17 protein-coding genes are annotated in these 17,703 nt (G+C 70.8%); 7 read left to right on the top strand and 10 right to left on the bottom strand.

Annotated elements, in window-relative coordinates; genetic code table 11:
• Positions 1–10: 10 nt before the first annotated feature.
• The 8 genes from FIV43_RS20540 to FIV43_RS20505 form a co-directional block, all read right to left on the bottom strand.
• On the bottom strand, positions 11–1,720 hold the full coding sequence (locus FIV43_RS20540) for a hypothetical protein (RefSeq protein ID WP_141015619.1): 1,710 nt from the start codon (positions 1,718–1,720) through the stop codon (positions 11–13).
• Between the two features lie 2 nt (positions 1,721–1,722).
• Complete coding sequence (locus FIV43_RS20535; protein WP_141015618.1) at positions 1,723–2,460, bottom strand: PulJ/GspJ family protein; 738 nt, start codon at positions 2,458–2,460, stop codon at positions 1,723–1,725.
• A complete protein-coding gene (locus FIV43_RS20530) occupies positions 2,457–3,074 on the bottom strand; it encodes a hypothetical protein (protein ID WP_141015617.1) in 618 nt (205 codons plus the stop codon). Before FIV43_RS20530 ends, FIV43_RS20535 begins: the two co-directional genes overlap by 4 nt.
• Positions 3,071–3,748 carry a type IV pilus modification PilV family protein gene (locus FIV43_RS20525; protein ID WP_141015616.1) on the bottom strand — a complete coding sequence of 226 codons (678 nt, stop codon included), beginning with the start codon at positions 3,746–3,748 and terminating at the stop codon, positions 3,071–3,073. Before FIV43_RS20525 ends, FIV43_RS20530 begins: the two co-directional genes overlap by 4 nt.
• 11 nt (positions 3,749–3,759) lie before the next feature.
• A complete protein-coding gene (locus FIV43_RS20520; RefSeq protein WP_141015615.1) occupies positions 3,760–4,971 on the bottom strand; it encodes a type II secretion system F family protein in 1,212 nt (403 codons plus the stop codon).
• A gap of 4 nt (positions 4,972–4,975) precedes the next feature.
• Entirely contained in the window at positions 4,976–6,163 is a 1,188-nt protein-coding gene (locus FIV43_RS20515; RefSeq protein WP_231123566.1) for a type IV pilus twitching motility protein PilT, read from the bottom strand.
• Entirely contained in the window at positions 6,150–7,829 is a 1,680-nt protein-coding gene (locus tag FIV43_RS20510; protein WP_141015614.1) for a GspE/PulE family protein, read from the bottom strand. Before FIV43_RS20510 ends, FIV43_RS20515 begins: the two co-directional genes overlap by 14 nt.
• Before the next feature lie 186 nt (positions 7,830–8,015).
• Positions 8,016–9,134 carry a type IV pilus twitching motility protein PilT gene (locus FIV43_RS20505; RefSeq protein WP_141015613.1) on the bottom strand — a complete coding sequence of 373 codons (1,119 nt, stop codon included), beginning with the start codon at positions 9,132–9,134 and terminating at the stop codon, positions 8,016–8,018.
• Positions 9,135–9,360: 226 nt separating this feature from the next.
• Here FIV43_RS20505 and pilM point away from each other — a divergent pair, with 226 nt between their 5' ends.
• The 7 genes from pilM (at position 9,361) to FIV43_RS20470 (ending at position 15,627) form a co-directional block, all read left to right on the top strand.
• Positions 9,361–10,491 (top strand): type IV pilus assembly protein PilM, encoded by a 1,131-nt coding sequence (gene pilM, locus FIV43_RS20500; RefSeq protein WP_141015612.1) that lies wholly within the window; start codon positions 9,361–9,363, stop codon positions 10,489–10,491.
• A complete protein-coding gene (locus tag FIV43_RS20495; protein WP_141015611.1) occupies positions 10,488–10,763 on the top strand; it encodes a hypothetical protein in 276 nt (91 codons plus the stop codon). The genes pilM and FIV43_RS20495 overlap by 4 nt, the downstream gene beginning before the upstream one ends.
• Before the next feature lie 81 nt (positions 10,764–10,844).
• Positions 10,845–12,386 carry an IS1634 family transposase gene (locus tag FIV43_RS20490; RefSeq protein ID WP_141015457.1) on the top strand — a complete coding sequence of 514 codons (1,542 nt, stop codon included), beginning with the start codon at positions 10,845–10,847 and terminating at the stop codon, positions 12,384–12,386.
• 4 nt (positions 12,387–12,390) lie between these two features.
• Positions 12,391–13,230 (top strand): hypothetical protein, encoded by an 840-nt coding sequence (locus tag FIV43_RS20485; protein ID WP_141015610.1) that lies wholly within the window; start codon positions 12,391–12,393, stop codon positions 13,228–13,230.
• Positions 13,227–13,874, top strand: coding sequence for a hypothetical protein (locus FIV43_RS20480; protein ID WP_141015609.1), 648 nt, complete (start codon positions 13,227–13,229; stop codon positions 13,872–13,874). The genes FIV43_RS20485 and FIV43_RS20480 overlap by 4 nt, the downstream gene beginning before the upstream one ends.
• Positions 13,871–14,818 (top strand): hypothetical protein, encoded by a 948-nt coding sequence (locus FIV43_RS20475; protein WP_141015608.1) that lies wholly within the window; start codon positions 13,871–13,873, stop codon positions 14,816–14,818. Before FIV43_RS20480 ends, FIV43_RS20475 begins: the two co-directional genes overlap by 4 nt.
• A complete protein-coding gene (locus FIV43_RS20470) occupies positions 14,815–15,627 on the top strand; it encodes a prepilin peptidase (RefSeq protein ID WP_231123565.1) in 813 nt (270 codons plus the stop codon). The genes FIV43_RS20475 and FIV43_RS20470 overlap by 4 nt, the downstream gene beginning before the upstream one ends.
• Positions 15,628–15,724: 97 nt before the next feature.
• Here FIV43_RS20470 and FIV43_RS20465 read toward each other — a convergent pair whose 3' ends face one another.
• Together FIV43_RS20465 and mshA are read right to left on the bottom strand one after the other, a co-directional pair.
• Entirely contained in the window at positions 15,725–16,261 is a 537-nt protein-coding gene (locus FIV43_RS20465) for a type III secretion system chaperone family protein (protein WP_141015607.1), read from the bottom strand.
• A gap of 57 nt (positions 16,262–16,318) precedes the next feature.
• A complete protein-coding gene (gene mshA / locus FIV43_RS20460; RefSeq protein ID WP_141015606.1) occupies positions 16,319–17,611 on the bottom strand; it encodes a D-inositol-3-phosphate glycosyltransferase in 1,293 nt (430 codons plus the stop codon).
• Positions 17,612–17,703 lie beyond the last annotated feature (92 nt).

Raw genomic sequence — 17,703 nt, 5'->3', positions numbered from 1 at the left:
TGCAGATGACTCAGTCGCGGTAGCGCGGCGTCAGTTCCCCGTAGGTCTTCACGCCCCACGCACTCCGCACCGGATCGAGGAAGTACGGCGGCGGCGCGTACCGCATCCGCGTGTCATAGACGTACTGCTTCAGATAGCCGGAGCTGCCGGTGGTGCCGACCGGTCCGCGGAACTTCTGCGCGATGGTGCCGAACAGGTTGAGGTCGCCCAAGCGACTGCCGAACTGATACTGCTGCACGGTGAAACTGTGCTGCAACGTCAGGATCGCGGCATTGACCACGGGATCCTCGAACACGCCGGCGCTGTTGGGCCGGGAGAGGTTGCTACCGCCGTTGCACTCGCGCTGGTAGCTCGAATAGTTGGTGCAGCGGACGGGGTGGTAGATCTTCACCGACTCGTTGGCGATCAGCCCGAGCGCGTCGGTGCCGGTGCGGCCACCGCTGTAGGTGAGGTCATCGGTGATCACGATGTTGTTCTCCGCGGCGACGGTGAGCCGGCCGCGGAGCTTCCCCTCGAGATAGACCGTCCCGTAGGTGCACTTGGCCTCGTCCAACGTCTGGTTGTAGTCGCCGGACGTAGTCGTGCCTGCGAGCGGATAGTTGTTGCCGATCCACTTCTCGGGGCAGGCCCCGGTCCCCGGGTTCTTGGACGCTCCCGCATAGGGGTTCCCGTAGCCCGAGGGGACGTCGCGGACGTAGACCAGGTTGTTGTTCGGGATCGTGATGTCCTTGGTGCCGTCCAGCGGCACCGTCCCGCACCCGGTCTTGCTGGTCTTCGTCCACGGGCTCCAGACCTTCATCGTGGACGGGTTGGAGCCCGAGCCCTCCTTGATCACGATCCGGGTCGGTCCGGTGTAGAGGCACCCGGTGCCGGGCTGCGTGGGATCTGCATAGGGCTTCAGGTCGCCGATGCTCTCGGGCAGCTGGATCTCGTCGCGGTAGGCGATGCCGCGGACGAAGTTCGGACTCGGGCTGCCGTTCCTCCGGTAGCAGGTGGTGGGCCGCAGCTTGTCGCAGTCCGGCTTCGACGTGGTGGTCGTGCCGTTGAACCGGGGGGATCCGTACATCAGCATCGAGTCGTTGGTGTGCAGCGGACCGTCGATCACGTCGCCACTCACGAAGTTGATGTCACTGCAGTAGTTGGTGTCTCGTCCGTCGTACGCGTACTTCGTGCAGCGGTTGATGGCGGTCTGGTTCTGGTACCCGTAGACCGCCTCGTTCTCCGGATCGACGGTCTCGTAGACGGTGTAGTAGAGGAACTCGCCGAAGCCACCACGACGCATCCGGACCTCGATGGTGCGGGTCTCCTCCCGCATCTTCCCGGTCGAGGTGAGGACGACGGTGCCCGTCGACGGCGTGGAGGTGGTGTTGACCTCGTAGTGGAACTGAGCGCCGCCGCCTCCGGGCACGTTCGCCCAGCCGGGCTTGGTCGTCGCCCCCCAGCCGCAGGTGCCGATCGGTCCCTTGAGCGCGGTGTTCGTGCAGTCGATCGCGCGCCAGTAGCTCTCGTCGGCGTTGAGCCGGGCGAGGTAGTCGGCGACGCCGGCGTCGGCGGCGAGCAGTGCCTGGTTCCAGTCGGAGGCGTCGCGCACCGTCTTGATCGTGCGCGTCGAGTAGGTGAGCACGACGGTGAGCAGTCCGATCAGGATCGTCACGGTCGCGAGCACGACCAGCAACGCATACCCCTCGTCCTTCGCCGTGCGCGTGCGTTCAGGGCTCATCCCTAGTCCTCCTGCTCGTTCAGGACGCTGGCATCGGCGTTGGGCAGGGAGACTCGCTGGACCAGCGTCTGGGCTGGCGTCCGCGTCTGACCCGGGCGGAGCTGGACGGTCAACGTGACGTCGATGCTGGCGACCTTGATCAGGTCGTCGGCCGGCAACGTCCCGGTTCTCAGCGCGACGCCGTCGAAGCCGTAGTAGCCGAAGATCGTCGGATTGGTGGTCAGCCGCGGAAGCCCACGAGCGACGATCCGTCGGACGTAGCTGCACCCGTTCGCCCCGACGGAGCAGAAGCTGTACGAGCCGTTGGAGGCGATGGTCGGCGGGACGATCGTCTGCCGCAGCAGGCTGGTGCCGGCGTGGTTCGGGTCCGCGATCGTCTCCAGGCTCACCAGGCTCGGCCCGCCGCCGGTGTTGTTCATGTTCGCGTAGAACCGGACCTGGGTGCCGCTCGCGGTGACGATCGCGGTGTCCTCGCACGCGGTGCAGCCGTTGTCGTTGAGCTGGTCGGGTCGCACCGCCGTACGGAGCACCTTGGTCACCGCGGCCATCCCGGTCTGCCCGGTGTTGATGTTGTCCATCCGCGCTTCGGCGGAGTCCATCGTCCGAAGCGTGACCACGGCGAAGGACCCGAGCGCGATGACCAGGAGCGTGCTGAGCGATATGGCGACGAGCACCTCGACGAGCGTCATCCCGGCATCGACCGGCCCGCGTCCGGCCGCTCGCCGGGTCGGCGCGCTCACGGGCTGACCACCTGGGGCGATGCTGCCTGGGTGAGCGTGACGTCTGCCGAACGGCTACCGATCTTGATGGTCCATCGCCCGTACGGGAGGCTCGTCTTGAGCTCACCCTTGTTGAGCGTGCCCAGGGTCACCGACGTCGCGGCGCAGGGGCTCTGCGGGTTGTCGATGCTCGGTCTGGAGGTCGCCGTCACTGTCGACGTCGACCCGCTCCGGACCACCGTCAACGGCGCCAGGGGCACGTCGATCTGGCTCAAGGAGCCGGGGGTGCTGGCGACGACGGGCTGCCGCGCCTCCCCCAGGTTCGCGGGATCGTTGTCCAGGCAGCGCCCGGCCCACACCTCGTATCCCGAGGCGTAGGGCCACAGGTCCGTGATGGTGCGGGTGTTGCCACTACCCGTGCGCTCCAGCTTTCCGGCGCTGGAGCTGAACATCAGCGGCAGGGTGTTGGACGTCGGGAGTGCGTAGCCGTCGGCAGTGACGAACCTGACCGCGACGCTCGCCGCACTGTCGTAGCTCACGCTGCCGCGCCACAGCTGTCCGGCGGTGACCGTGACGGTCCGCGTGGAGCGCTTCGCGCCGGCGAGATCGACGTACCCCTCGGTGTCGAGGGTCACCGTGTAGCTCCCGGGGGCGACGAAGGCGAAGAGGACGCATCCGTCCTCAGCCGTCTTCGCGGTCCGTGTGCCGGACGGCCCGGCGATCGTGACCGACTGCCCCTCCCGGGCAGGCCGTCCCGATCGATCACCTTCACACCGATGTGCCCGTCGTTCACCGAGTAGGTGCCCTTCAACGGCGTCAGCACGGTGTCCATCTCGGCCGGCCTGTCCTCGGCACCGGGCCAGCTCACCTCGACGTGCACCCGGAGGTAGGCCAGCTCCTGCGCCGTCCCGTCGTCGCAGGTCGATGCCGCCGACGAACCGACCGCCGCCCACTGCGCGACCCGCTTGACCGTGTAGGACACGTTGTTGACCTTGAGGGGCTGGCCGACGGTGCCGCCGCTGAGCGGGTTCGCGTTGACCACCTGGTTGATCTCGATCGACTCCGGTCCACGCAGCAGCGAGTTGAACGAGTCCGAGGTGATCGCGAGCTCTCGCGCAGCGAGGTTCAACGCCGTCGTGCGGTAGGTGTTGTCCCGGGCGGTCCGCTGGGTGGTCGAGAGCAGCACCATGCTCGCCGACACCAGCGCCACGAAGAGGCCGAAGGCGACGATCACCTCGATCAGCGTGAATCCCTCGTCACGTGCGCCACCTGCCGACCAGTTCCGGTCGGCGTCCCGTCCAGCGTTCACCGACGTACCACTCACTCGATCAGGTCGAAGATCGAGAACATCGGCATGTAGAGGCAGATGATCATGCCGCCGACGATCACGCCGAGGAAGGCGATCATCAACGGCTCGATCAGCGCGGTCAGCGCCTCGGTGGTCGCCTCGACCTCCTCCTCGTACCACTGCGCGATCCGCTTGAGCATCTGGTCCACCGCACCGGACTCCTCACCGGAGGCGATCATCTGGACCACCATCGGTGGGAAGACCTCGTGCTGCGCGAGCGGCGCCGAGATCGAGTCACCGGTCGCCACCGACTGCCGTACGTCGTGCACGGCGTGCTCGATCACCTTCGACCCGGTCGTGGACGAGACGATGTCGAGCGCTCCGAGGATCGGGACGCCCGAGGAAAGCAGGGTGCCGAGGTTCCGGGAGAACCGGGTCAGCGCGATCTTGGTGAAGAGCGGGCCGAAGACCGGCATCTTCAGCTTCAGCGGGTCCACGAACTCCCGGACCCGGTCGTCCTGGCCGTGCCGTCGCCACCAGATGAAGAACGCGATCAGCGCTACGACGAAGATCGGCCCCGCGAACCGGACGAAGCCCGACAGCGCGACCAGGATCCGGGTCGGCAGCGGCAGCTCGCCACCGAGGTCGGCGAACATGTTCTCGAAGACCGGGACGATGAAGAGCAGCATGCCGATGCACATCACGATCGCCATGCAGAAGACGACGACCGGGTAGGTCATCGCCGCCTTGATCTTGGCGCGGAGCTTGACCTCGGCCTCGAAGGTCTCCGCGACCTGCTTGAGCGCGACGTCGAGGAAGCCACCGACCTCGCCGGCCTTGGTCATGCTGACCAGGAACGGCGGGAAGCTCCGCTTGTCCTCGGCGAAGGCCGAGGAGAGGCTCTGACCACCCTCCACCGACTTCTTCACCTCGGTCAGTGCCCGGCGCAGCTCGGGGTTCTCCACCTGCTCGGACAGGATGGTCAGACCGCGCATCAGGGTGAGGCCGGCGTCCACCATCGTCGCCAGCTGGCGGGAGAAGACCGCGAGGTCCTTCATGGTGACCCGCTTGCGGCCGAAGGTGATGTCGCGGTTCAGGCCGACACCTGCCGGCTTCACCTCGAGCGGGACATAGCCCATCGCCAGCAACTGCTCGGCGACGGCGGTCTCCGACTCGGCCTTGACCTTGCCCTCGCGGAAGCGGCCGGCGGTGTCGCGGACCTTGTAGGCGTACTGGATGCTCATCAGATCAGGACCAGCCCTGGGTGTGGGTGGAGGTGGCGCGGGCCGCGCTGCCGGCGTACTGGGTGCCGGCCGGGAGGCTGCCGCCGGCGCCGACGAGGGAGAGGAAGTCGTCGCGGTGCTCGCAGTGCTCGAGGCCGACCTCCCGGGTGATCACACCGGCCCGCACGTGCGCGGCCAGGTGGGCGTCGAGGGTCTGCATCCCCTCGCGGGCGCCCGACTGCAGGGCGCCGGGGATCTGCGGGAGCTTGTCGTCGCGGATCATCGCCCGGATGCCGGGGTTGCAGACCATGATCTCGGCGGCGGGCACCCGGCCCTTGCCGTCGACGGTGGGCACCAGGGTCTGGCAGACCACGCCCTGCAGCGTCGCGGCCAGCTGGGTGCGGATCTGCTGCTGCTGGTCGGCGGGGAACACGTCGACCACCCGGCTGATCGTGTCCTGCGCGGACTGGGTGTGCAGCGTGGCCAGCACCAGGTGGCCGGTCTCCGCCGCGGTCAGCGCCACCGAGATGGTCTCCAGGTCGCGGAGCTCGCCGACCAGGATCACGTCCGGGTCCTGGCGCAGCACGTGCTTGAGCGCGTTGCGGAAGTCGTGGGTGTCCGCGCCGACCTCGCGCTGGTTGACCAGGCAGCCGCGGTGCGAGTGCAGGAACTCGATCGGGTCCTCGATGGTCATGATGTGGCCGCGACGGGTGCGGTTGACCAGGTCGACGACGGCGGCCAGCGTGGTCGACTTGCCGGAGCCGGTCGGGCCGGTGACCAGCACCAGACCCCGCTTGAGCCGGGCGAAGGACTCGACCACCGGCGGCATGCCGAGCTCGGCGAGCGGCTGGATCTCCCACGGGATCAGCCGCATCACCGCGCCGACGCTCTCCCGCTGCCAGAAGACGTTGACCCGGAACCGGGCGTGACCGGGGATCGCGTAGGCCAGATCCAGCTCGCGGCTCTCCTCGAAGCGTTGCCGCTGCCGCTCGGTCATGATCGCGTAGAGGCCGGTGCGCAGCATCTCCGGTGTGAGGATCGGGCTGTTCGGCACCGGCGTCATCGCGCCCCGGATCCGGATCGTCGCCGGCGCCCCGGCGGTCAGGTGCAGGTCCGAGCCTCCGATCTCGGTGACCATCAGCAACAGCTCGTCCAGCTCCAGGGTGGGGGTCGGTACGGCGACCGCCGCCCCCTGCGGGTCAGCCCACGACACGGAGTACCTCCTCGATCGATGTCTTGCCTTGCTGGACCTTGAGCCAGCCGTCCTCGCGCAGCGTCGCCATGCCCTGGGCACGGGCGACCTTGCCGATCTCGTCGGTGGACGCGCGGGCCACCGTGAGCCGTTCGATGTCCTCGCTCACCGACATCACCTCGTGCAACGCCATCCGTCCGCGGTAGCCGGTGCCCGCGCACGACGTACAGCCGCGGGGGCGGTAGAGCTGGTCGACGCCGGGAGCGAGCACCAGGCCCAGGGCCTCGAGCTCCTCGGCCGGCGGCAGGTAGGGCTCGCGGCACCGCTCGCAGAGCTGGCGGCACAGCCGCTGACCGACCACCGCGTCCAGCGCCGATCCGACCAGGAACGGCTCGATGCCCATCTCGACCAGCCGGGTGACCGCCGACGGCGCGTCGTTGGTGTGCAGCGTGGAGAGCACCAGGTGACCGGTGAGCGAGGCCTCGACCGCGATCGTGGCGGTCTCCATGTCCCGGATCTCACCGATCAGCACGATGTCGGGGTCCGAGCGCAGGATCGACCGCAGCGCCGAGGCGAAGGTCAGCCCGGCCTTGTTGTTGGTCTGCACCTGGTTGATGCCGGCGAGGCGGTATTCCACCGGGTCCTCGACGGTGATCACGTTGACGTGCGGCTGGTTCAGCACGTTCAGCGTCGCGTAGAGGGTGGTCGACTTGCCCGAGCCGGTCGGGCCGGTCACCAGGATCATCCCGTAGGGCTTGGTGTAGGACTGCGCGAACCGGTCGAAGTTGGGGCGGCTGAAGCCGAGGTCCGAGAGGCCCAGCCGGGTGTTGCTGTTGTCCAGGACGCGGGCCACGATCTTCTCGCCCCACACCGTCGGCAGGGTCGCGATCCGCAGGTCGATCACCTTGCCCTGGTGGTTCACCGAGAGCCGGCCGTCCTGCGGGACCCGCCGCTCGGCGATGTCCATCTCCGCCATGATCTTCAGCCGGGACACCACCCCGGCGTGGATGCCGCGCGGGGCGCGGTGGGCGTCCTGCAGCACGCCGTCGATGCGGTAGCGCACCCGCACCTCGTGCTCGGTCGGCTCGATGTGGATGTCGGAGGCCCGGTCGGAGATGGCCTGCGAGATCAACAGGCTGACGAACCGGACGACCGGGGCGTCCCCGGCCACCTCGGTGAACGAGTCGAGGTCGGGCTGCTCCTCCTCGACCACCAGGTTGGCGGTGAGGTCGGCCAGCTCCCCCTCGGCCCGGTAGATCTGGTTGATCCGGTTCTCGATCTCCGCGCGGTTGCCCAGCACCAGCCGGATCCGGCGGCCCGAGAGCCGGGCCAGGTCGTCCTTGAGGTCGAGGTCCGCGATCCCCCGCAGCGGTACGGCGACCAGCAGCTCGGTGCCGGACCAGCCGAAGGCCAGCGCGGTGGACCGCCGGGCGAAGTCGCCCGGCACCAGTGCCGCCGCGCTCGCGTCGACCGGGTGGTCGGAGAGGTCGATGTGGTCGACCCCGGCGGCGACGGCCGCCATCCGCAACAGCGCCCGGCGGTCGATCACGCCGTCGGCCAGCAGCACCTCGAGCACGGGCTTGCCCTGCACGGTGGCGCGCTCGCGGGCGCGCTCGACGTCCGCGGCGCTCACCTCACCGTGCGCGAGCAACGCTTCGACGGTCGCTCCCTGATCCGTCTGGGTCATGGTCCCCACCTCCCCCGAGACGCCGACGTTTCTCCGACACCGGATCTGTCGGCATCCCGGGGCCGGAGTTGAGGGCTCCGAGGCATCGGGATCGAAAACCCGCGGCGCCCCATTCGGATCGGCTCAGAATTCGGCGAGAACCGAGCCCATCCGAATGGGGCGCGGTCCACACCGCGACCACCGCGCTCAGCGAGCAGCCACCGGCCAGCCCTTCTCCGCCGGCTGCCAGCCCGCCCGCCGCAGCATCACCGTGAAGTCGTGCGGGTTGCTGGCCGCGGCCAGCGCCTCGGCCATCTCCACCGCACCGGACATCACCAGCTGGTGCAGGTGCTGGTCGAAGGTGTGCATCCCGGAGTACTCACCGTCGGCGACGATGTCGGGGATGGTCGAGGTCTTGTCCGGGTCCGCGATGGCGTCCGCCAGCCGGGCGTCGCGGACCGCGACCTCGGTGACGCAGATGCGGCCGCGACCGTCGGCGCGGCGTACCAGACGCTGGCAGACGACGCCCTCCAGCGTGGTGGACAGAGCCGCGCGGACGCGGGCCTGCTCGTGCGGCGGGAAGAAGTCGATCAGCCGCAGCACCGTCTCCCGGGTGTCGGTGGTGTGCATCGAGGCGAAGACCGCGTGGCCGGTCTCGGCCGCCGACAGCGCCGAGCGGACCGTGTCGGCGTCGCGCAGCTCGCCGATCAGGATCACGTCGGGGTCCTGACGCATCGCCGCACGCAGCGCCGAGTCCCAGGTGCGGGTGTCGCTGCCGAGCTCGCGCTGGGTGACGGTGGCCCGCTTGCTGCGGTGCATGATCTCGATCGGGTCCTCCAGCGTCAGCACGTGCACCGGCAGGCTCTCGTTGACCAGGTCGATCATCCCGGCCAGCGTGGTGGTCTTGCCGGAGCCGGTCGGCCCGGTGACCAGCACCAGCCCGCGCGGACGCAGTGCCAGCGTGCCGAAGACCTCGGGGAAGCCGAGCTGTTCCAGGGTGGCCGGCTCGTCGCTGACCTTGCGCATCACGCAGCCGGCGTCGCCCACCGTGCGGAACGCGTTGACCCGGAACCGGCCCAGGCCGGGGACGGAGATGGCGTAGTCCGCCTCGAACCGCTCCTCGAAGGTGGCCAGGGTCTCCGCGTTCATCGTGGCGCGGATCAGCTCCTCCACCTCCTGCGCGCTGTAGGCCCGCTCCCCGACCGGGCGCAGGGTCCCGGAGAGGCGGACCTTGGGGGTCACGTCGGGACGCAGGTGGAGGTCGGACGCGCCGTGCCGGACGACCGCGTCGAGCAGGGTCAGCAACGGACCCGGGACTGAACTCATCGTGCTGCATTTCCCTTCGATGGACCCGTGCCGGACCGCGACCGAAGGGTGGCCGGGAGCACGGGGGTTCTCGCTCGGGCCATCGGCAGAGCACGGAGGGACCTGAGCGGAACCGCGAATCCACACTTCCGTTCAACCCGTCGCCGACCCTGCCGATAGGCCTGACGGATTCACGGTGAGACCGGGCCGTCACGGCCGGCCCGGCAGCGCACGCGGAAGGACGAGAATGGCGAAGACGCTGGTGGGACTGGACATAGGCAGCTCGGCGGTCCGGGCGGTCACGCTGTCCGGCGGACGTACGCCGAAGCTGGTCAGGGCCGGCGCGGTCGCGCTGCCGCGGGGCGCGGTCGAGGCCGGCACCGTGCGCAACCCGCGCGTGGTGACCGAGGCGATCCGGACGCTGTGGCAGGAGCAGCGGATGCGGGACAAGGACGTGTGTCTCGGTGTCGGCAGCGGCTCGGTCCTGGTCCGCCAGCTCGAGCTCGACTGGATGCCGCCCGCCGACCTGAAGAAGGCGCTGCGCTACCAGGTCGCCGACCTGCTGCCGGTCTCCGTGGACGACGCGAACATCGATCACGTCGCGCTCGAGGACTTCGAGCGGGCCGACCCCGACACCGGCGCGCCGCGCCGCTACGTCCGGATCCTGCTGGTGGCCACCGCCCGCGGCGCCGTCGACGAGATGGTCCGCTGCGTGCAGGCCGCCGGGCTGCGCCCGCAGGTGGCCGACCTGTCCGCCTTCGGGCTGGTCCGCGCGGCGGCCCGCGCCGTCTCCGCGACCGCCGGCACCGAGGCGATCGTCGACGTGGGGGCCGACAAGATCGCGGTCGCCGTGCACACCGCCGGACGTCCCCACTTCGTGCGGGTGGTCGCCGGGGTCGGCGGATCGCTGCTGACCCAGTCGCTGGTCGAGCGGCTCAGCATCGGCTGGCCGGAGGCCGAGGCGCTCAAGCACACCGCCGCGCTGCCGAGCGTGGTGCTCGCGCCCGCGGCGACCGCGCCCGGCACCACGCTGATCGACCCGACCGCCCCGGGCCAGCGGCTCTCCCCGGCCGAGGAGACCGGGCAGCTGGTGCTCGAGGGCGCCCGGCAGCTGGTCGCCGAGATCAAGGCGACGCTGGACTTCCACAGCAGCTCGGACCACGAGCATCTCCCCGAACGGCTGCTGGTCACCGGTGGCGGCGCGCGGCTGACCGGCTTCCCGGAGCTGGTCCAGCGCACCCTGGGCCTGCCCACCCGACGCTTCGACCCCCACGACGTGCTCCCCGGGCTGGTGCCCCGGCGCAAGGAGGCTGACCCGATGGCGGAGGACCCGACCATGATGGTGCCGATCGGCCTGGCCCTGGCGGGACCGGCATGAGCACCACGACCCCACCCCGGACCGGCGACGGTCAGCGGCCGCACGAGGGCCACAAGCAGCGCAAGGCCGGCAAGCCGGGCAAGGCACCCAAGCCGCCGAAGGCCCCGAGGTCCGCGAAGGGCAAGCGCGGCAAGGCGGACAAGGACGCGGCCGCGGCGACCGACGGACGGCACTCCCAGCGCGGGGCGACCAACGAGGTCCAGCCCGGCACCGCCGGGGTCAACCTGCTCTCCCCGTGGGTCTTCGACCTGACTTGCACAGGTCGGGCGTGATTCTGGGCCGGCTCAGCGTTTGCGCTGGTCAGGGCCGGTGCGGGTGTCGGTGGTGACACACTAAGCGGCTACGTTTCCGGGGTGGTGTTCCTGCGGAAGGTGAAGACGGCCTCGGGCGCGACGGCCGTGCAGATCGCCCGCCGGGAACATCGACGCGACGTCGTCATCGAGCATTTGGGTTCCGCGCACACCGAAGCCGAGCTCGCGGCGTTGATGCAGGTCGGGCGCCGCAAGATCGAGGAAGGCCAAGGCGTTCTCGACCTCGGACTGGAGCCCGAGCAGGATCCGCGCGCCACGATCGTGCAGGCCAAGGCCTCGCGGCTGCTGGTCGCGGTCATCGAGTCGGCGTGGCAGACATTGGGGTTCGGTGTGATCAACGACGAGGCGTTCTTCCAGCTCGTGCTGGCCCGGATCGTCGAGCCGACGTCGATGCTGGATGCCGGGCGGGTGCTGAGCGAGCTCGGCCTCACGCCTGCGCACCGCAACACCTTCAGCGCCACCCTGCGCCGTGCCGGACAGCGCGGCTACCGCGACCAGATCGCGGCCGCCTGCTTCCGCGATGCCACCGCGTGGGGTGACGTGTCGCTGTGTCTCTATGACGTGACGACGCTGTACTTCGAGGCCGAGAAGGAAGACGACCTCAGGAAGGTCGGCTACTCCAAAGAACGCCGTGTCGATCCCCAGGTCGTCGTCGGGCTCCTGGTCGACCGGCGCGGTTTCCCGCTCGAGATCGGCTGTTTCGAGGGCAACAAGGCCGAGACGCTCACGATGATCCCGATCATCAAGGCCTTCCAGAAGCGCCACGGCGTGAGCGACATGGCTGTCGTCGCTGATGCCGGGATGCTGTCCGCGACCAACCTGCGCGAACTCGACCAAGCCGGTCTGCGGTTCATCGTCGGCTCCCGGGTGACCAAGGCGCCGGTCGATCTGGAGTCCCACTTCCGCTGGCACGGCGACGCCCTCAGCGACGGGCAACTCATCGACACGATCACCCCGAAGAACCGACGCAGCATCGAGAACGACACGAAGAAGAAGCGCGAGCCGGTCTGGGACCCGGAACAGCACCCGGGATCCTGGCGGGCGGTGTGGGCCTACTCGGCCAAACGCGCCGCCCGTGACGGCAAGACGCTGACCCTGCAGGAGAACCGCGCCAAGGAAGTCATCGCGGGCGAGAAGACCGCCCGGACACCGCGGTTCGTCAAGACCACCAACGGCACCAAGACACTCGATGAGGCGTCCTTGACGCGGGCACGTCGGCTGGTCGGGCTGAAGGGCTACGTCACCAACATCCCCGCAGGCGTGATGGACCCCGACGAGGTCATCGGCAGCTACCACGACCTGTGGCGCGTTGAGCAGTCGTTCCGGATGTCCAAGACCGACCTACGCGCCCGGCCGATGTTCCACCACAAGCGCGAATCGATCGAAGCCCACCTCACCATCGTGTTCGCCGCGCTCGCCGTCGCGCGCTACCTCCAGCAACGCAGCGGCGTCAGCATCAAGAAGCTCGTCCAGACCCTGCGCCCGCTGCAGGAGATCACAGTCAGCGTCGCCGGCCAGTCGATCGCCGCCCAACCACAGATCCCGCCCGAGGCCCAAGAACTCATCGACCGCGTGACCCACTAAGTCTGTGCAACTCAGGAGGTCCGCGAAGGGCAAGCGCGGCAAGGCGGACAAGGACGCGGCCGCGGCGACCGACGGACGGCACTCCCAGCGCGGGGCGACCAACGAGGTCCAGCCCGGCACCGCCGGGGTCAACCTGCTCTCCCCGTGGGTCTTCGAGGAGCTGCGGGTCCACCAGCTGCGCGGCCGGTTCGTGATCGCCTTCATCGTCACCGCGGTGGTGGTCGGCCTGCTGTGGACCGGGCTGCGGTTCAACCTGCACCAGGCGCAGGAGGAGGTGCGCGGCGAGGAGGCCGTCGCCGCCGGACTCTCCGACCAGCTCGAGCGGCTGGCCCCGATCAACACCTACGTCCAGGGCGTCACCCGCCGTGTCGGCAGCGTCCAGGAGGCCGCCTACGACGACGTCGCCTTCTCCGAGGTGCTGGCGGCGCTCGAGGCCGCCACGCCGTACGGCGCCACCGTCACCTCGCTCTCGGTGGACCTGGTGAGCACCACCGGCGGTGAGACGGACCCCGCCGCCGGCGCGGCACCGGCGGGCGAGGGCGCCGACACCGACGCCACCCGCGGCCTGGTCGGCAGCACCTGCCCCGGGCCCGACCCGTTCGGCACCCAGACCGTCGTCGGCTGCCTCACCCTGGAGGGCACGGCGACCTCCCGCGACGTGGTCGGCGACCTGGTGATCGCGCTCGGCCAGGACACCCGCTTCGTGGAGCCGTTCGTGGACACCACCACCGTCGGCGAGGCCGACGACGTCTCCTTCTCCGGCTCGGTGGGGCTGTCCCCCGAGGTGTTCAGCCAGCGCTACGACAGGCTGGGCGGCAAGCTGATCGAGGGGACCCGACAGTGAACCTCCGCTCCATCAACGGCACCCTCGTCCTCGGCTTCGGGGCGCTGATCGTGCTGCTCCTTGCGGGGTGGCTGCTGCTGATCAGTCCCGTCCTCGGCGACACCTCCGAGGCGCACGACGAGGTCTCCGCCGCCCAGGACCGCAACCGGCTGATGACCAGCCAGGTCAACGGCCTCAAGCAGCAGCAGGACCAGCTGCCGCGCTACCAGGCGATCGCCGACGAGATGGCCGCCCTGTTCCCGCCGACCGCCGACCAGCCCGGCTTCTTCGCCGCGGTCAACGCCGCCGCCCAGGACGCCGGTATCGGCAGCGACCAGCTGACCGTGCTGAGCCCGTCGGCGCCGGTGCTGCTCGGCCCGGACGGCCAGCCGCTCGCCGCCGACGCCGTGACCGCCGAGGGCGAGACCGGCGAGACCGGCGAGACCGCCGCCGGGGAGATCGCCGAGCAGACCGTGTCGGTCACCGCCGAGGGCACGTTCGATCAGATCCAGAGCCTGCTGGCCAACCTGGAGCAGCTCGACCGCTCCTTCGTGGTGAGCACCCTCGGCGTCGACGACGGCGCCACCGGCGGGCAGACGGTCACCCTGACCGGGCGCACCTTCGTCGCCGCGCCGCTGGCCTACGAGCCGGAGGGCGAAGGATGACCGGCCTGCCGGTCTCCCCGACGGTCGCCGGCGGCATCGCCGCAGCCGTGCTGCTGCTGGTGCTGGTCGGCCTGCTGCGGGTGCGCTCGCGCCGGCGCGACCTGGACTTGAGCGATCTGGGCGACCTCGACCACGAGGTCGACGTACCGCTCGAACCGCGCCGCTTCCCCACTCCGGCGCCCGTCCCGGCCGGCGGTCTCCCCCCGTCGACCGCCACCCCTCACGAGAAGCAGGAACCGATGAGTCACGACCTCCCCCCGCTGCCGGCCACGGACACCGCCGAGGCGCACACCGGCTACGCCGAGCTCTCGCGGCACTATGCCGAGCAGGGCCGGGCCGGCGACGCCGCGCTGGCCCAGTGGGCCGCGGACCTGGTCGCGGCGGCGCCGCTGCTGGACGCGGTGGCCGAGCAGCTGCCCGACGCGCAGACGTCGGTCGAGGCCGCGAGCCACCGGGCCACGGTGACCGCGGTGCGCGACGTCGCCGTCGCGATGGTGCCCGAGCAGGAGACGACCGCGGTCTTCTCCTCCGTGGAGCACCTGGCCGACCGGCCGGTGGCCGAGCCGGCGCAGCCCACGCGGGAGCAGGTCGGGGTCAACGAGCTGCTGGACCGGGCCGCCGAACGGATGGCCAGCGCCTTGGACCTGGCCGACACGGACCCGGCCACGGCCCGCCGCCACGCGCGGGAGGCCGACCTCGCCTCCTTCGAGGCGCTGCTGCTGGAGTCCGCACTGATGTACGGCGACACCGGGCTGGTCACCGTCGACCTCCGTCTCGACCTGGCCACCGCCGTGCTCGCCGACGATGACCCGACCGCCCCCGCCGACGAGCCGCTGGCCGACGCCGTGGCCCGGACCCGTCGCCGGCTGCGCGGGCTGGCGGCACCGCACGAGCGGGAGACCCTCGACTTCGCGTTCGTCCCGGCCGCCCCGGTGGGGCCGTGACCGCCGTACCGGTGATCGCGCCGATGGTGTGGATCGGGCTGGTGGGGGTGCTCGGCACCCTGATCGGCTCGTTCCTCAACGTGGTGGTGGCGCGGGTGCCCGACGGCCGCTCCGTGGTCCGGCCGGGGTCGTCGTGCCCGCAGTGCGCGCACGCGGTGCGCGGCCGCGACAACGTCCCGGTCCTCTCCTGGCTGCTGCTGCGCGGCCGGTGCCGCGACTGCGCCGCGCCGATCTCGGTGCGCTACCCGCTGGTCGAGGCCGGCACCGGCCTGGTCTTCGTGCTGGTCGCGGTGCGCCTGGCCGCCACCGACGAGCTCGACGTGCTGGCGGCGTGCCTGGTCGTCGCCGCCGCGGGCGTCGCGCTCGCGCTGATCGACCTCGAGCACGGCCGGCTGCCGTTCTCGATCACCGGCGTGGCCGCCGTACTTTCCCTGCTGGCGCTGGCCCTGGGGTGGTGGGGCGGCGACGTCGCCCTCCTCCCGGTGCTGGCCTCGGCCGGCATCTGGCTGGCCGTCTACGGCGGCATCTGGCTGGCCACCGGCGGCCGCGGGATGGGCCTGGGCGACGTCGCCCTGGCGCCGCTGCTCGGCGGGGTGCTCGGCGCTCTCGGCGTGGGCAGCGCCCTGGTCGGCCTCGCCGCGGGCTTCCTGATCGGTGCCGTGGTCGGGATCGGCCTGATGGCTGCCGGGCGGGCCGGGCGGGGCGCCAAGGTGCCGCACGGGCCGTTCATGCTGGCCGGGGCGGCCGTCGGCATGTTCGCCGGGACCGCGATCGCGGACGGCTACCTGGGGCTGGTCGGGCTGGGGTAGCCGGGGTGCTGCGGGTGCGGCGCCTTCGCGCGCCCCATTCGGATTGGTCGGGTTTCGGGCGAATTCACGACCAATCCGAATGGGGCGCGCAAAAGCCTCAGCCCGCCGGCGGCTCGTCCCGCTCCAGCCAGCCCCGGAACGCCTCCAGGTTCTTGGTCGACTCGCCCCGCTCGATCCGCCACTCCCACTCCTTGCGGATCGAGGAGGCGAAACCGAGCTCGAGGATCGCGTTGAACGACTCGTCGGCGTAGGTGAGCACCGACCCGAGCAGCCGGTCGAGGTCCTCGGCGTTCACCGAGGAGAGCGGCATCCGGGCATCGAGATAGATGTCGCCGTGGTGATCCAGGGCGAACGCGACGCCGTACATCTTCAGGTTCCGCTCGAGCAGCCAGCGGTAGACCCGCTCATGCTCCTCGTCGGGGCGGCGGCAGACGAAGGCGTGCACCCCGAGGGCGTGTGGCCCGAGGTCGAGCCGGACCGGGGTCTGCAGCTTCCGCTCGCCCGGGAGGGAGAAGGTGAACAGGCCGGGACCGGGCTCGTCGTACTCGATGCCGGCGTCGGTCAGGTGGTCCCGGATCACCTGGGCGGGGCCCTCGGGGACGGTGCGCTCGGGGGTGCCGGTGCTGGAGCTCATGGGACGAGCCTGCCACCCGATCGGTGATCCGCGGACCCGCCGCGCGTCACGCCGCGTTCAGCCCACGAGCTCGCGCATCAGCGCGCCGGCCCTGCTGTAGACCTCGAGGGTGCGGGCGGCGGTCGCCTCCCAGGTGAACTCCTCGGCCTGCCGCACGGCTCCGTCGGCCAGCGTCGCGGCCAGCGCGGGATCGGCCAGCACCCGCTCCAGCGCGTGCGCCCACTCGCGCGGCTCGTGGCCGTCGACCAGCAGCCCGCTGCGACCGTCCGCGACGACCGTGGTCAACCCACCGACCGCGGCGGCCACGACGGGGGTCCCGCACGCCTGCGCCTCCGCGGCGACCAGGCCGAACGACTCGTTGTAGGACGGTACGGCGACCAGCGTTGCCGCCGCGTACCAGCCGGCCAGGTCGCTCTGCTTGACCGGCGGCACGAACCGCACCAGGTCGGCGACGCCGAGCTCGTCGGCCAGCGCGGCCAGCGCGGTCGGCCGCTCCAGGCCGCTGCCCGAGGGCCCACCCACGATCGGCACCACCAGCCGCGAACGCAGGTCGGGCCGTCGCCCGACCAGCTCGGCGATCGCCTTCAGCAGCACGTCGGGGGCCTTCAACGGCTGGATCCGGCCCGCGAAGAGCACCACCAGGGCGTCGTCGGACAGGTCGCGCTCGGCGCGCGCCGCCGCCCGGTCCTGCGGCCGGAAGACCGTGGTGTCGACGCCCGGCAGCACGACCTCCACGCGGCCGGCCTCGGCGTCGTACAGGTTGATCAGCTGCTTGGCCTCGAGGTCGGTGTTGGCGATCAGCAGGTCCGCCGCCTCGACCACCTGCTGCTCCCCGATCTCCCGGGCGGCCGGCTCCGGGCTGTCGCCCTCGGCCAGCGCCAGGTTCTTCACCTTGGCCATCGTGTGCATCGAGTGCACCAGCGGGACGCCCCAGCGGTCGCGGGCGAGTGCGCCGACCTGGCCGGACAGCCAGTAGTGCGAGTGCACCAGGTCGTAGTAGCCGGCCGGGTGGGCGGCCTCGGTGCGCAACACCTCGCGTGCGAAGGCGCACAGCTGCCCGGGCAGCTCGTTCTTGGTGAGTCCCTCGAACGGGCCGGCGTGCACGTGGTGCACCCGCACCCCGTCCTCGCACGCGCCGGTGACCGGGTCGAGCAGCGGCACCACCGGCTCGAGCGCGGAGCCGGTGGCGCGGGTGAAGATGTCGACCTCGACGCCGCGGCGGGCCAGCCGGCGCGCGACCTCGACGACGTAGACGTTCATGCCGCCGGCGTCCCCGGTGCCCGGCTGGTCCAGCGGCGAGGTGTGCAGACAGATCATGGCGAGCCGACGGACCGGCGTCGACAGCGTCATCCGCGTTCCTCACTTCCTGCACGGGGCCGGGCACCACGTGTCCGCCATCGTCAACGACCTGCCGACGGCCGGCATTCCCCGACCGGTGAGAA

Source organism: Nocardioides sambongensis (genome assembly GCF_006494815.1).
GTDB lineage: Bacteria > Actinomycetota > Actinomycetes > Propionibacteriales > Nocardioidaceae > Nocardioides > Nocardioides sambongensis.
This window is presented reverse-complemented; position numbering and strand designations above follow the sequence as displayed.